The organism is Neobacillus sp. KR4-4 (assembly GCF_042136325.1).
GTDB lineage: Bacteria > Bacillota > Bacilli > Bacillales > Cytobacillaceae > Neobacillus.
In genome coordinates, this window is record NZ_JBHHJU010000018.1 from 42,072 (window position 1) to 57,166 (window position 15,095).

Genomic DNA, 15,095 nt, shown 5'->3' on the forward strand with positions numbered 1-15,095 from the left:
CTCTCCATTTAATAGTAGTATTAGTTATTGGCTGCTAATGTAAATTGCTTTGCTTTTTCAGATAAACGCATTAAATACTCCTCTGTTATTTCCTCTTTTGTATTCACAAGAGAACTGCCAATTCCGAGGCCTGCAGCACCGGCAGCAAGATAGTCCTTCATATTATTTAAGCCCACACCGCCTGTTGGCAATAAAGGAATTTGCGGCAGTGGTCCCCTAATATCCTTGATAAACTGCGGACCTAAAGTCGTTGCCGGAAAAACTTTAATAATATCCCCGCCTTGTTCATAACCCTCCAAAATTTCAGTCGGAGTGTATGCGGCAGGAATACTCACCGCACCATATCTTTTTGTCATCCGAATCGTTTCAGGCTTCATCGTCGGAGATAGAATAAATTGCGCACCTGCAAGAAGGGCACTGCGAGCAGATTCTGGATCCAAAACAGTTCCTGCACCTACGGCCATTTCTTTACCAAATTTATCAGCAACCATCTCAATGGCAGATAGCGCTTTCGGGGAATTCATCGTGATTTCAACGACTCGTATCCCCCCTTCATATAAAGATCGAACAATGTTTAATGTATCCTCAGGGTGTGCTCCGCGTATAATAGCGATTAATTTGTGATCTAAGATCTTTTGCAATGTACTCATTAGACATTCCCTTCCTTTTTAAAAACTAACGATTAACTTCGTCCCTTACGTTTGACTGAGTAAATTTCTCCAATTCACTCCTGTCCGGTAGTCCTTCTATATCACCGTTTATGGTAGCAACCATAGCACCAATCGCGCAGCCTCGTTTCACGGCCTCTCCAATAGATAGGCCATCGAGAAATCCAGAAAGTACTCCTGCAGCAAAACCATCTCCTGCTCCAACTGGATCGACTACGTTACTAACTGTAAAACTATCAATATATCCTTTTTCATCTGCAGTAGAATAATAAGCACCTTTCTCGCCAAGCTTGACGACAACGGTCTCTGCACCTAAAGCAAGGAAGGAACGAGCTGCTTTTTCACAATCCCTTGTACCAAACAAAAATTCACATTCACCAATCCCAGGTAAGACAATGTCTGATTTCCCTGCAATTTCTAAGATGGTTGCCCTTGCTTCGTCATCTTCCCACAGCTTCCTGCGAATATTTGGATCAAACACAACTCTTCCCCCGTTACCCTTAGCTATTTCAATCGCATAAAAAATGGTCTCTCTACACGATGGACTTAGAGCGGGAGTAATTCCTGATATATATAAGAATTTCGCCTGAGCGATATACTCCTGATCAAGATCAGCAGGGGTGAGCAGACTCGCTGCTGAATTTTTTCGATAATAGTAAATATTAACCCGATCTTGATTGATAATTTCTTTAAAAAATACACCTGTTGGAGCATTCTCGTCCAAAGCAACTCGACTAATATCTACACCTTCTCCGCGAACGGCAGTTAAGATTTGAGCTCCAAATTCGTCTCTCCCTAACCGGCTAATCCACCCCGCCTTATGGCCAAGCTTAGCTAGCCCAATAAGCGTATTCGTCTCTGCACCAGCTATCTTCGAGGTAAACTGATTGGAATAGCGCATTTTTCCAGGCGTATTTGGGGTTAGTAAAACCATCGTCTCCCCAATGCTAATAACATCCATGTACTCACCCTGTTTCTTATAAAATACATCCCAAACTTTCAGATATTTTCTTTGATGTCCAAAGGACGCGTTCCACTACCTCTGCTTTTTGAGCCAGCATCCGTTCTTTTGGACCTGCCACACTAATAGCAGCTTGAATCCTTCGGTCTGCACCAAAAATGGGAGCTGCCACACAATATAATCCTTCTTCATTTTCTTCATCATCAATGGTGTAGCCAATTAATGAATACTGATACAGTTCTTTCTCTAACTCTTCCCTATTGGTGATGGTTTTCGCGGTGATCGGTACTAAGTCAATCCGATCTAAGATGCTTTTTCTTTCCTCCTCTGCCATATTCGCTAAAAAAGTTTTACCTAACCCCGTACAATAAAGCGGTTTACTGTATCCTGTTTGAGCGGTCGTTCGAATCGATCGATTACTGTTTATTTTAGTAAGATAGACCAGCTCTTCCCCAGACAGCGTTGCCATAAATACCGTTTCCTGAACACTGTGCATTAATTTTTCAAGATATGGCTTCGCTTGAAGAGAAATATCTAAGTTCTCCATAGCCATGGTGCCAATGTGAACTAACTTTGCTCCAAGCTTATATTTCTTCATGTTGTCTAAACTTAAATACCCTTGTTTTAAAAGAGTGGCCATAAGGTTCGATGTGCTGCTCTGCGGAAATGAAAGTTTTTCACTAACCTCTTTAATCGATAACCCATCAGGATTATGGGCTAGTAATTCAAATACCTGGAGAACTCGTTCAGCCGATTTTACCGACATACTCTCCCTCCTTTTTATAAATCACATATGTGATGTTAAATCCTATATGTGATTATCGTAGACACATAATAGCACCACTCAATCCCTCCGTCAAGGGCGTTAATGCAACCGTTCACAAAAAAATAATGACTCCACTGGGAATGTTCTTTTCGGGAGTTTTGCACACAAAAAGGCACAACTAGTCATTTTTAACTAGTTGTGCCTTTCATGATCCATACTATTATGTGGGTGGTGTCAGGCACTCTATTCAATTGTATGTTTGTTCACTTCACGTGCAATTGATTCCAAAATATACATAACTGGGATTTGGGTTGTTATATTGGAAGTTTTATATTTTTCCTCTGTTACATAGTAAGGGATATTTACATCTGAAAGTTTGGCAACGGTGCAATGTTGACTGTTTGTAATGCTGATAATCTTACTTCCTTCTTGTTTAAGCTGATTAATATGAGTAACCGTAAACTGATTCTCTCCAGATACAGACAAGGCAATCGTCGTACTGTTTTGTAAATACTTTGCACTAATAGGAAAGTGAGGATCTTTTATGTAAAGGGAAAATTTATCCAAGCTTGAGAAATACCTAGCTCCATATTCGGCTAATATTCCAGAACTCCCAATACCAATAAAGAGGACACTATCTGAATGGGCAATAATTTCCGCGGCATCCATGATATAAGAATCGAGATTTCCTTGTAAAGTCCGCTCCAAAAATTCAGATAAGGACTCTTGTGAACTTCTCAAATGAGGCTTTTGGTCTTTATCTAAAAATAACTTCAACTTCACTTTGAATTCCGAAAATCCATCACAATCCACTTTTCGGCAAAACCGCAGGATCGTTGAAGTCGAAACATGCGTTTCCTTTGCCAATTCCCGTATCCGCATATAAATTACTTTATCAACGTTTTTTATAACATAATTAAATAAAGACATTTCCAGATCATTAAAAGTGCTGATCACTTCATTTGAAAACAAAGAAATATCCCCTCCAGTCGACATGATTCTATCATTGGAATTATCATACCACATGTTTTATGAAACATAGTGTTTTCACAAAGTAACAAATCACTTTTAACGACAACTGTTACTAAAACCCTCCATTCTATTTACCACTGGCATTATTTGGAGGTACACTTTCGATGAACAGAAAAACTTCATTGATATTCATAGTAGTTAAAAATATCCGGAGGTGCACAATCATGAAAAAAGGGATTAAAATTGTAACAATCGGCGGAGGTTCAAGTTATACTCCTGAACTTGTAGAGGGTTTTATTAAAAGATACGATGAACTGCCCATTAGGGAATTATGGTTGGTTGATATTCCGGCAGGACAAGAAAAATTAAATATTGTCGGTTCTCTTGCCAAACGCATGATAGAAAAAGCCGGTCTACCCATTGAGGTACATTTAACTCTTGATCGGCGTGAAGCACTTAAAGACGCAGATTTTGTTACCACTCAATTCCGTGTTGGATTACTGGATGCTCGTGCAAAGGATGAGAGAATCCCCTTAAAATATAATGTCATTGGCCAAGAAACCAACGGGCCAGGTGGATTATTTAAAGGGTTGCGAACCATTCCAGTCATTTTGGAAATTTGTAAGGATATCGAAGAATTATGCCCTGATGCATGGCTAGTAAACTTCACAAACCCTGCGGGCATGGTGACGGAAGCTGTACTCCGTTATAGTAATATTAAAAAAGTAGTGGGACTCTGTAATGTTCCTGTTGGCATAAAAATGCAAACAGCCGAAATGCTTGAAGTGGCTCCCGAAAGAGTAGCCATCGACTTCGCCGGGCTTAATCATATGGTATTTGGTTTGAATGTTTATGTAGATGGTGTAAGTGTACTTGGTGACGTGATTGAAAAAATGACGGACCCAGAAAATGCAATAAGCATGAAAAATATTAAGGCCATCAATTGGGAGCCTGGTTTCCTTCGTGGCTTAAATGCGATTCCTTGCCCATATCACCGTTATTATTATAAAACTAGTGAAATGTTAGAAGAAGAGATGCGCGCAGCTAACGAAGAAGGCACGCGAGCTGAAGTGGTAAAGCAAGTCGAGAAGGAACTATTTGAACTTTATAAGGATCAAAATTTAGCGATTAAACCTCCTCAACTAGAACAACGCGGTGGTGCTTATTATAGTGATGCTGCTTGCAACCTAATCAATTCGATCTATAACGATAAACGTGACATCCAGCCAGTCAACACAAGAAATAATGGCGCGATTGCCAATATAGCAGCTGAATCTGCCGTGGAAGTAAACTGTATCATTACAAAAGAAGGCCCTAAACCCATTTCAGTAGGTGAATTACCTGTTGCCGTCCAAGGCCTGGTCCAGCAAATTAAATCATTTGAGCGTGTCGCTGCGGAGGCTGCCGTAACTGGAGATTACAATACAGCACTACTGGCAATGACCATTAATCCACTTGTACCTTCTGATACCATTGCAAAACAAATTCTAGATGAGATGCTAGAAGCACATAAAGAATACTTACCACAATTTTTCACTGCAGTAGAGGCGTAAAGAATAGTGCCTGACACCCCCCTCTCGGTGTCAGGCACCTTTGGTTTTATGGTTTTACGGTTTCCATCTCACGTTCATTTCTTGCCCTTCATTAAACCAGCGAAAGGAAAATAAGCGGAGTTTTTCCGGTTAACAGCAGAATGGAGCTGCTTCTGGGGTAAATAAGGGAAGTTTTTCCGGTTATGCAGTGCAAAATCCCCCCATTTTCAAGCTTTTCGAGTTAATAGGCGGAATTTCTCCGTCTATTTAAGCTATTTTTAATGATAATTCCTAAATAGGCGGAAATTTTCCGCTTATTTATCTAATCGGGTGCCTAAACATGTTCCCCAACCAATAAGATCGTATGTTGCGGGTGATGTCAGGCACCTTTATTTTGCGCTTGAAGGAGGATTCCGGCCTTGGTAAGCTATAGCAAAGGGGGGTTCAATATGCACCACCATAAGCTATGGATATTTGCAAACATTGCTGCCATCATCCTTTCGATCGTATATATTTGGTTTTTTCGCCCTCACGATAGCTCCATCCTTATAACCGCACAGCTTTTAGCCCAAATTGGAGTCATTCTATTTCTTATTAATATCAATATGTATTTTATTTTTCTAGTGATCCGAAAAACCTCTCTGCGAAAGGTTAAAATCAGCCTTGCAAAGTTTTCTAGATATCTAATGAAGTGGCATATTAAGATTGCTCTTTACGGAACATCGGTCATTTTTGGGCATGCATTAATCAACCTATATGAACTAGGGCCAGTTATTGGATTTAGCCACCTGAAGCTATTAAGTGGTTACCTGGCTATTTTATCCCTTCTGTTCACCCTGTTTGCTGGTTATTTACGACACAAAAAAGCTTCAGGCTTCCGTCGCAAATTCCATCTCATAACAGCGAGTGTTTTTCTAGGTGTATTTCTTTTACATATGTTTGCTTTTATTTAAAAACAGTGCCTGTCACTCTCCGAATAATGTCGCTGAATTCGACAAAATGCGGATGGTGTCAGGCACTTTTGTTTATTGCTTTGAAATCTGCTTAACAAAACTCTTACATTATTTTACATAACTTTAACTCACAGATAATGTGAATTTAATAGAAATTATATATTTTTATTTATGTAGATCATTCATGATGAAAAAGGAGAGGTAATAATGAAAAAGAAAAGAAAATTAGCTGCCGGACTAGCTCTATCAATCTCTCTTGCCTCCATTCCGCTTAACTTGGTTGAGGCAGAGTCCATTCCCCAAGTCCAATCCGAGAATAAACAAGTTGAGAAAACATTTACAGTTTCATCTTCAGGTGAAGCACTACTTGATCTAACTGCAATCGCTCCGGGTGTGGATTGGAGCAAGAAGGGCCAGGAATCAGCGGTCATCACGTTAACGTTGGATGGAAAATACAACCAGGATATTGTTCTCTTTATGGGACAGAAAAAGTTCACTTACAAGGTAGCTCTTGGACACGTGGATCCGGGTGTTCATACATTGAAGGCTTCCCTTAATCTGGACAAGTCTCCAGAAGGAGCGAAACAGGTCAATATTATAAAAATGGATACAAACGTGGCATCTTCTGATTCTGAGGATGCACTAGGCTACCGTTTTTCACCTATCCTATATGGCCGCAATCTGCCAAACATCCCTGGCGCTTATGAGAATAATTATACCGATGTGCCGCTTATGATGTATCATACCCAATCCAAGGATGCAAATGGAAATATAACCATTGAATATACGGTGATTTGTTCAAACGAGGATGGCGGTACAAATACTCCGGCATTAATGGCACGTTGGGGCCGCACAACCGATATCGAGTGGATTTATCGGGTAAAACTGGATCCAAATCACAAGGTAATTTCGGAAAAGTATCAGTCACCTGGTCACGGAACAGTTGATTTTGACGGTTTAAAGGAACAAGACCATCCTCTTATGTACACATCTACTAGCAATAACAATTTTAGTGCCGTAAAGGCTGGAGATTCGACGAGCGGATACAGATTCTTCCTAAATGCTTCCCAAGAGCTTCCTTCCAATCGCACTCGGGAATACATAATGGATCAAAATCCATGGTCCTATCAAGTCATGGCAAAGGAAATGATTCGTGAAGGAAAAATTGAACCAATTGCGAACCCTGATTCGCAGGAAGTATCCGATCAACGCAATTACCTGTATGTAGAATTCAACAAATCGACTTCACCAGCGAATGGTTCAGCAGGAGTAGGAACAGCGATTGGCATAAAATTGAAAGGAGATCCTAATCTGTACATTTCCAATCATCACGTTCCGGATTGGTCAATAACACGTGACAACCCTGCAGCAACCACTGTGGAACTTCCTGCAGGAACAACCACCAGTGATATTGAGAGCATTCAAGGGATTGCTGTTTCGTTCGATTCCAATCCAAACGATGCCATTAATCCACCTGCGAACTACCAAATCACTGTAAAAGATGTCAATCGCGCCTTCATGCTCGACAGTGATTATAAACCGCAAGCATCCTTAATGGAGTGGCATGGTATACAAGTTTTAACAGCCCAAAATCCGACTGCGATTCTATGGACTGCTACAGATAAACAATAACTGAAGTGAGACGGGGATGTCCCAAAAATGAGTTTCGACTTACTTTTTGGTGCCCCTTATCTATTTCAATAGAGCACAAGTAAAATGTCTAATCTAGAAAAATTGTAAATTTTTTATAGTATCTAAGACGTCGCCATCTTTTTATACACTAACCTAAATTTATTTACTCGAATATTCTCCCAAATTTATTTAAAACTGCACATCTTTATGATACGGTTCACCGCACCGACTATATCGGCAGTAAAAAAAAGAACAGTAGGCATTTAAAAACCACTGCTCTTGGTTACTAATTTTTATTTTTTACGAAAAGCAAGGACACTCGCAACTATTGAAAGTAATAATGCAAGCCCTGATAAGATTAAAGGAAGAGAGTCACTTGTTTTTTCCGTCTTTGTTTCTACTTTATCAGTCTTTTGAGTTTCTTCGTTCGAATTCTTTGCATCATGATGGTCTTCTGTTGAACCTGCTACAATATCCGTAATGGAATGTGGAGATTGGGAACTTTCATCTCCTGTCCACTCTACAATACTACCATCTTTGTAATATTGAAACGCATCCCAAGCTGCTTTTGTTGCATTGTCTGGATTCTTTCCTACAAAGGTAAACTGTTGGAACTGACCTGGCAAAATTCCTTCCCCTGTCGCTACAAATGTAAATGATTTTACAAAACCCTTCGCATCTTTTTCATCAGAATATTTCCATCCTGGAACTGGCTGATATGATTTAATTTCCACTCCTGCCGGCGCTTTAATCGTAACCTTTGTTGTCGGCACATCCTTTTCAACTGGTACCTTAACTGTATACGTTTCCCACGCACCTGTTGTAGATTGTTTAGGCATTACCGAAACATGAGCACTTGCAACACTTGCAAATAAAAATAATCCTAAAAAGGTTGGTACTAATAGTTTAAAAACTTTCATGTCTTTGCTCCCCCTATAATGAACTTGATAATATTAATTTACCTTAGACAGGGTTGTACTACATATGACTCATAAGGGCTATTTTCTTTGAAAAGTGTGACATAATTTTGACAGAGATTTTTTAAACATTATGTTCATGTTACTATTAGAATAAAAAATTCATGAATTTTAGGGGAATTTTCAATGTTATACAGAGATCTTAAATGGATTACGATTTTAATTCCCACCATTATTATTGGTGGATTTGAGTTTTTACGGCACAGCGGTCCTTTCCTTCAAGGCATGTCAATGGAAACAGGAAACTATTTTATTACAATTTTAACATTTATCGTTTCCTTCGCTTTTTCAAACTGGATGTTTAAGACGATCAAGGAACAAAACCATCGCATATCTTCAGAACGTGAAATACGTGCTATATACGAAGAACGTGAAAGGCTGGCAAAAGAATTACACGACAACATTGCCCAAACGTTATTTTTATTAAATGTTAACTTAAAAAAGGGAAAACTTAATGATGCACAGGGGTTAGTAAATTCAATTGATTCGAACCTCAGACAAGCCATTTACAATTTAAGGACTAGTCCATCTGAACACGTTACTCTATCAAAGAGAATTGAGAGTTGGCTGGATGATTGGAATACGGTTTCTGGTATAGATCTAAAATTTTCAATTAGTATAAATGAAAACTATTTTACTCCCGCAGAAGAAGTTCAGCTGTTTAGTTTGATACAGGAAGCATTCACAAATATAAGAAAGCATTCCGATGCAAAATGTGCATCCCTTCACTTCAAAACCCGTCCAAATGAATGGAAGCTAATCATAGAGGACAATGGAAGAGGATTTTTCGAAAATGAAATTTTGCCAAGCAAATACGGGCTTCTTATGATGAAAGAGGGAGTATCCAAATTAGGAGCTGCCATCGTTATTTCCTCTGAAAAAAATCTTGGCAGCAAAATAATAATTAAAGGGGTCAAGAAACAATAATGGAAAATTACCGGATATTAATTGCGGATGATCATCCTCATGCGCGTCTTGCCATCACCGAAATGCTTGAGGGGGATTCTCTATTTTCTATTGTGGGGCAGGCAACGAATGGAAAAGAGGCGATTGAGCTCTGTGAAAAACTGCTTCCAGATATATTATTACTAGACATTAATATGCCCGTTTTGAGCGGATTAGAGGCAACGAAAATAATAAAGGAAAGATACCCATATATAAAGGTTATCATTTTAAGCGTATCAGATTATATCGAGGATTTATTTACTGCTATACAGTATGGAGCTCAAGGGTATTTACTGAAAAATATGGATCCGGATGATTGGCTGCAATACTTACGCTCTATTATAGAGGGGTCTAATACAACTGCTAAAGATTTTGCAGGAAAACTTCTCTATCAATTTAGAGAACGGGATTTACAAAACACTCCATCCATTAGTTCCTTAACTCCTCGTGAAAAAGAAATACTGCTATTAGTTTCAAAAGGGTTAACAAACAAACAAATAGCCGAACAACTGTTTATTTCTGAGAATACCGTAAAGAATCATATGAAAAACCTTTTGGAAAAACTAAATCTAGAAAATCGGGTACAACTTGCTTCATATGCTTTAAAATATATTACAAAGTAGATAGACCAATAGAAGGAGCCCTATCCACCCGACTTTTGGATAGGGCTAGCTGATATTATTGCTAAAAGACTGATACCGGAATTCCTATGAATGGGTGGGGAATTAATGTAAAAAACTGCTTCTATTATTGAGGCTTTTGATAACCACTAGAAACCGTTCCCATGGTACCTTAATGCTTATACGTTTTAATGGCAGAGTAATTACTATAAAAATTTTGCTTGTTTATAGTGCGATACGCTCTTACTTTATAGTAATAGGTTTTTCCTTTTTTTAATGACTTATTAGTAAATTTTACTGTGCTCCCGCTTGTAATGGAGCCAACTTGACTGTAAGTTCCAGTTTTTGATGTAGCACGATACACTTTATAGCCACTCGCTCCAGTTTTTCTAAAAAACGGCGTTTACGCAAAATGAGTTTATGCCTTTTATTCGAACCTGGCTTCTTCCGGCTAATCAGCTTTTGAAACTCTTTCAACCTTTTGTTTCTGTAGCGCTGTAACGAGCGAAGTTCTCTTCCTGTTACAATGAGGTGAATTTTCCCGTTACTTAAAACGGCCGCATGGATGATTCCTAAATCGCAGCCGGCATCCTTTTTACCTTGGACCTGCTTTTGTTTTGGTACTTCCACTGCTAGATGCATCCAATATTGATTTTTGTGCCAAACGATTTCGGCACTTTTTATCGTATGGAAATCAATGTGCTTCGGTTGAGGGATCACTAAGGGGGATTGTCGTTTTCCATTGCTAAACCTGAGCTTTTTACCGGTTAATTTAATCGCAGCTTTTTTATATTTAACGGAAAAAAATTTTTTGTATTTCCAAGGGTAACGCCACTGTTTCTCGCCTTTTGCCCGTAGCTCCCTTGTTCTTTTGCACGTTTCTTCATGTAACTCGATGATCGCTTGAATCGCTTGCGAATGTAATTTATGAGTGGTGGCATTGTACCATTGCTTTTTTTCAGATGCACTTGTCCAAACCTGATAGGCATCATATAGCCACCAATGGAGATCTAAGCAGTCATTCCACAAATTTGCTACTTCTTTACGTAAAGAATCGACTAATCTTTTCTCCTCGCTGGTTAAACGGAGAGGAAATTTCCGAATGACAATATCACCTCTCGATTCTTTTTTCTTCTGTTCTTTCATGTTCTTTTTATGGGGTTCCATTTATTTTTTCACCTCTTTACAGAACGTATGTTCTACATGCTTATTATACTACTATGGATTAGGAATTGATAGTAAAAAGAGAAAAATATGGCTTATATCCCCATTTCTGAAGAAAGGGGTTTTACGCCACTATTTGATAATTACGAACGTTTAGGAAAACCTAGATTAAAAAGAGCATACAGGAGGGCGAAAAAATGACAGAAAGCCCAATAACAAACAACAAGACTTTTTGCATGAGTGAATACGATGTATTAAGACGAGTAATCCTTTGTCAGCCTCAATATATGACAATCCGCGAAGTAATTAATGAAACGCAAGAGCATTTTAAAAATGAAGGGATCCATATTGAACGTGCGCTCGAACAGCACGGTGAATTTGTCAAAACACTGAAGAAACATGGTATCGAAGTTAGTTTATTGCCTTACCATAAAAAATATCCTGAACAAGTATTTACTCGGGATATTGGTTTTACACTAGGGCAAACAATCTTTGTTGCCAAGATGGCAACAGATGTTCGTGCAGGGGAGGAAGACATTTTAAAACAATGGCTGGAGGATGAAGAAATCTCTTATTATAATTTATACGAGGAACGAATTGAAGGCGGAGATGTTGTGATTGATCGAGAAACAATTTACGTGGGGCTCAGCAATCGGACGGACCAAAAAGCAGCTGAACATTTACAGAGTCTGTTGACTCAATTCAAGGTCATTACCATCCCATTTAAAGATAAATACCTGCATTTAGATTGTATATTTAATGTCGTTTCACCTGAAGTGGCCCTTATTTACCCAAATGCCTTAAGGAAAAAAGACATCGATTTTTTTGCTTCACGCTATGAATTAATTGAGGTTTCGCAAGAAGAACAATTTCAATTGGGCACAAATGTATTAAGTATAGGCAACAAACGGGTTTTTAGTCTGCCGGTTAATGGGAATGTAAACAAACAGCTTCGTAACCGGGGATTTGAAGTTATTGAGGTGGATATCACAGAAATCATTAAATCTGGCGGTTCCTTCCGTTGTTGCACCCTTCCTATTTTACGAGAATCGTAAAAGAAAATATAAAAATGACCAATATACAGAAACAAATAGAATACAGAAATGAAATGTATACAAAAAACTAAAAAATGTATACAATATTCTCGACCTAATCTATCAAATAAGGGAGAGAAATAATCATGTTAGTGAATACAAAAGAAATGTTAACACAGGCACAACAAGGAAAATATGCAGTGGCAGCTTTTAACGTATATAACTTAGAAACAGCACAAGCTGCTATCCAAGTAAGCGAGCGCGAAAGTACACCAGTAATTATCGCTTTAGGAGAACGTTATTTTCCTACAGTTTATGTTGAAGGTTTTGCTGCCATGATCAAAGCAATGGCGGAAAAAGTAAAAGTTCCGGTTGCACTGCATCTTGATCATGCCTATGAAAAGGAATCCATTGTTCGAGCCATTCGAGCTGGCTTCACATCAGTGATGTACGACGGATCTAAATATGATCTGGCACAAAATATCCATTTTACCAAAGAGATTGTGGAAATTGCCCATATGGCAGGAGTCTCTGTTGAAGCAGAAATTGGCTCTGTGGCTAGAGGGGCATTCTCTGACGAAGAAGAAGGAGATGGTACTTTAACAGATCCTCAAGCTGCCAAATCATTCGTGGCTGAAACAAACGTTGACTTTTTAGCTGCTGCCATTGGTACGGTTCATGGAATGTACAAGGGAGAACCTAAAATTGACTTATCTCTTCTAGAAAAAATCCGTGAAGCAGTTGGGATTCCGCTTGTTCTGCATGGCGGTTCTGGAACACCTGATGATGTTCTGAAGAAAGCTATTGAATTGGGAATTTGTAAAGTAAATGTCAATACAGAAATTTCGATGGCTGCTGTCTCTTACCTTCAAACATGTATCGAAAAGCAACAAATGGCACATCTATCTACGATCATGGCAGAAATGCAGCAAGCAATGGAGCCAGTAATGACAAAATTTGTCCGCTTATTATCAAAAAAATAAAAGAACAAAAGGTGCCCTTAAAATGTTGTTAAGGGCACCTTTTGTTTCATAATAACGATACTCATTTACTCATGACATGAAGATAAAAGTTCAAGTCCGTTTCTAAGTGTTTTTTCATCAGGATTTCAGCCTTTTCACCATCTCTTGCCTTGATTGCTTCATAAATTTCTTCGTGCTCATCAATTAGATGCGGACGATTATAAATAACAACCGTTTTTCTAAACAAATAAATAATTGCCTGCATCCGATCGATGATATCAATCATGACAGGATTATTGCTTGCATGCACAATATCATTATGGAAACTTTCATTAGCAGACATGATTTCCTCTTTGGTGCCCTTTCTGCCAATCTCAACATATTCGTATAGTTTTTCAATTTCAGGTTCTTTTAAGAAGTTTGCCGCACAACGGGCTGCGTACCCTTCAAGCAAGATCCGGACACTAAACATATTTCGTAAATCCTTCTCCGTTGGATTTACCACTCTCTTTTTCACTACTAGTCCTTCATATTCTAATTTTCGGATCGAATCTCGTATCGGTGTTCTGCTGACACCAAGCTCCGCCGCAATTTTTTCCTCAACGATCTTAGTACCGCCAGAAAGCTCACCATTTAAAATTTTATCGCGAAGAATTTCATAACAATGGTGATACGCCGGTCGTGAGCTGTTACTTTCAAACACAAAATCCACCCCAGTTTTTCAATTTCTAATTATATTCATAGTACCAAATTATTTTAATAAAATCACTGAAGTAACAAGTAAAATTCACTTTTCGCATACGGAAATTCATAAAATGTATACATTTTAAATAAAAAATGTATACAAAAAATATTTTTTAGTATACAATTTAAAACGTAAACACAGATGTAAGCGATTGCTTGCAAACTTTCAATTTCAAAGCGGATGACCCAATCAAGATGATAAAAGTAGAAAATCATTTTTCAAGCGGGTATCAGCATTTCATAACATAATGCATTAGGAGGAAAACAGCATGACAAAGAAGATTGGATTTATCGGATTAGGCATAATGGGAAAACCTATGGCATTAAACCTTGTTAAAGCAGGACATACATTAACAGTCAATGATCTTAATCAAGATGCCTTACAAACATTATTGGAAGCGGGTGCAAAGAAAGCTCATTCACCAAGAGAAGTAGCAGAAAACAGTGAAATTATCATCACTATGCTTCCGGCATCTAAACATGTAAAATCTGTTGTTTTAGGTGACAATGGAATTTTAGCAGGGGCTAAAGAAGGCTCCATTATTATTGATATGAGTTCCATTACTCCCGCTGTTTCAAAGGAACTAGCGGAAGATGCAGCAAAAAGAGGCGTTGGCTTTTTGGATGCACCGGTCAGCGGCGGCGAGCCTAAAGCAATTGATGGTACTTTAGCGATCATGGTTGGCGGCAAGGAAGACGTCTTCGAAGCGGCAAAATCAGTTCTATTCGATATGGGAAGTGCGGTTACATTAGTTGGAGACAGCGGATGCGGAGTTACAGCCAAATTAGCTAACCAAATCATTGTAAACCTGAATATTGCAGCAATGTCTGAAGCCCTGGTATTGGCAGCTAAAGCTGGAATTGATATTGAAAAAATGTATCAAGCAATCAGAGGCGGATTAGCAGGAAGTGCAGTGCTTGATGCAAAAGTTCCATTAATTCTTGAAAGAAACTTTGCGCCAGGCGGAACCATTGCCATCAATATGAAAGACATTACGAACGTAATGGATACAGCTCATGAAATTGGCGTTCCGCTTCCATTGTCAAGCCATCTATTAGAAATCTTCCATGCATTAAAAGTGGATGGAAAATTAATGGATGATCACGGCGGTATCGTTCAATATTATGAAAAACTAGCAAATGTTGAAGTAAGGGGTTCTTAATC

Annotated in this window: 15 protein-coding genes; 8 read left to right on the top strand and 7 right to left on the bottom strand. The window is 38.7% G+C overall.

From position 1 onward, the window contains the following. Nucleotides 1–20: 20 nt before the first annotated feature. The 4 genes from ACE198_RS17715 to ACE198_RS17730 form a co-directional block, all read right to left on the bottom strand. Nucleotides 21–650 (bottom strand): bifunctional 4-hydroxy-2-oxoglutarate aldolase/2-dehydro-3-deoxy-phosphogluconate aldolase, encoded by a 630-nt coding sequence (locus ACE198_RS17715; RefSeq protein WP_251461646.1) that lies wholly within the window; start codon nucleotides 648–650, stop codon nucleotides 21–23. 25 nt (nucleotides 651–675) lie between these two features. After that, nucleotides 676–1,629 carry a sugar kinase gene (locus ACE198_RS17720; RefSeq protein ID WP_375376478.1) on the bottom strand — a complete coding sequence of 318 codons (954 nt, stop codon included), beginning with the start codon at nucleotides 1,627–1,629 and terminating at the stop codon, nucleotides 676–678. A 16-nt stretch (nucleotides 1,630–1,645) separates the two neighbouring features. Continuing rightward, nucleotides 1,646–2,395: an IclR family transcriptional regulator gene (locus ACE198_RS17725; protein ID WP_375376479.1), complete on the bottom strand. Its 750-nt coding sequence runs from the start codon at nucleotides 2,393–2,395 to the stop codon at nucleotides 1,646–1,648. 243 nt (nucleotides 2,396–2,638) lie between these two features. Continuing rightward, nucleotides 2,639–3,367 (bottom strand): MurR/RpiR family transcriptional regulator, encoded by a 729-nt coding sequence (locus ACE198_RS17730; RefSeq protein ID WP_375376480.1) that lies wholly within the window; start codon nucleotides 3,365–3,367, stop codon nucleotides 2,639–2,641. Between the two features lie 224 nt (nucleotides 3,368–3,591). Between ACE198_RS17730 and ACE198_RS17735 the strand changes: the two genes are divergently transcribed. The 3 genes from ACE198_RS17735 (at nucleotide 3,592) to ACE198_RS17745 (ending at nucleotide 7,484) form a co-directional block, all read left to right on the top strand. Continuing rightward, nucleotides 3,592–4,920 (top strand): 6-phospho-beta-glucosidase, encoded by a 1,329-nt coding sequence (locus tag ACE198_RS17735; protein WP_375376481.1) that lies wholly within the window; start codon nucleotides 3,592–3,594, stop codon nucleotides 4,918–4,920. A 428-nt stretch (nucleotides 4,921–5,348) separates the two neighbouring features. Next, complete coding sequence (locus ACE198_RS17740; protein ID WP_375376482.1) at nucleotides 5,349–5,852, top strand: hypothetical protein; 504 nt, start codon at nucleotides 5,349–5,351, stop codon at nucleotides 5,850–5,852. Between the two features lie 207 nt (nucleotides 5,853–6,059). Beyond that, complete coding sequence (locus tag ACE198_RS17745) at nucleotides 6,060–7,484, top strand: hypothetical protein (RefSeq protein ID WP_375376483.1); 1,425 nt, start codon at nucleotides 6,060–6,062, stop codon at nucleotides 7,482–7,484. Between the two features lie 293 nt (nucleotides 7,485–7,777). Here ACE198_RS17745 and ACE198_RS17750 read toward each other — a convergent pair whose 3' ends face one another. After that, on the bottom strand, nucleotides 7,778–8,404 hold the full coding sequence (locus ACE198_RS17750) for a YcnI family copper-binding membrane protein (protein WP_375376484.1): 627 nt from the start codon (nucleotides 8,402–8,404) through the stop codon (nucleotides 7,778–7,780). 183 nt (nucleotides 8,405–8,587) lie between these two features. On the opposite strand from ACE198_RS17750, the gene ACE198_RS17755 reads away from it, so the two are divergent. Together ACE198_RS17755 and ACE198_RS17760 are read left to right on the top strand one after the other, a co-directional pair. Next, nucleotides 8,588–9,388 (top strand): sensor histidine kinase, encoded by an 801-nt coding sequence (locus ACE198_RS17755; RefSeq protein WP_375376485.1) that lies wholly within the window; start codon nucleotides 8,588–8,590, stop codon nucleotides 9,386–9,388. Beyond that, complete coding sequence (locus tag ACE198_RS17760) at nucleotides 9,388–10,029, top strand: response regulator (protein ID WP_375376486.1); 642 nt, start codon at nucleotides 9,388–9,390, stop codon at nucleotides 10,027–10,029. Before ACE198_RS17755 ends, ACE198_RS17760 begins: the two co-directional genes overlap by 1 nt. 291 nt (nucleotides 10,030–10,320) lie before the next feature. Here ACE198_RS17760 and ACE198_RS17765 read toward each other — a convergent pair whose 3' ends face one another. Beyond that, nucleotides 10,321–11,193 carry an RNA-guided endonuclease InsQ/TnpB family protein gene (locus tag ACE198_RS17765; RefSeq protein WP_375376487.1) on the bottom strand — a complete coding sequence of 291 codons (873 nt, stop codon included), beginning with the start codon at nucleotides 11,191–11,193 and terminating at the stop codon, nucleotides 10,321–10,323. Nucleotides 11,194–11,387: 194 nt separating this feature from the next. Between ACE198_RS17765 and ACE198_RS17770 the strand changes: the two genes are divergently transcribed. Both ACE198_RS17770 and ACE198_RS17775 read left to right on the top strand, forming a co-directional pair. Next, the gene (locus ACE198_RS17770) at nucleotides 11,388–12,245 is read left to right on the top strand and encodes a dimethylarginine dimethylaminohydrolase family protein (protein WP_375376488.1); all 858 of its coding nucleotides are present in this window, start codon (nucleotides 11,388–11,390) and stop codon (nucleotides 12,243–12,245) included. A gap of 125 nt (nucleotides 12,246–12,370) precedes the next feature. Further along, nucleotides 12,371–13,207: a class II fructose-bisphosphate aldolase gene (locus ACE198_RS17775; RefSeq protein WP_375376489.1), complete on the top strand. Its 837-nt coding sequence runs from the start codon at nucleotides 12,371–12,373 to the stop codon at nucleotides 13,205–13,207. A 61-nt stretch (nucleotides 13,208–13,268) separates the two neighbouring features. Here ACE198_RS17775 and ACE198_RS17780 read toward each other — a convergent pair whose 3' ends face one another. Next, nucleotides 13,269–13,889, bottom strand: coding sequence for a GntR family transcriptional regulator (locus tag ACE198_RS17780; RefSeq protein WP_375376490.1), 621 nt, complete (start codon nucleotides 13,887–13,889; stop codon nucleotides 13,269–13,271). A gap of 310 nt (nucleotides 13,890–14,199) precedes the next feature. Between ACE198_RS17780 and garR the strand changes: the two genes are divergently transcribed. Next, nucleotides 14,200–15,093, top strand: coding sequence for a 2-hydroxy-3-oxopropionate reductase (garR, locus tag ACE198_RS17785; RefSeq protein ID WP_375376491.1), 894 nt, complete (start codon nucleotides 14,200–14,202; stop codon nucleotides 15,091–15,093). The last annotated feature ends 2 nt before the right edge of the window (nucleotides 15,094–15,095 follow it).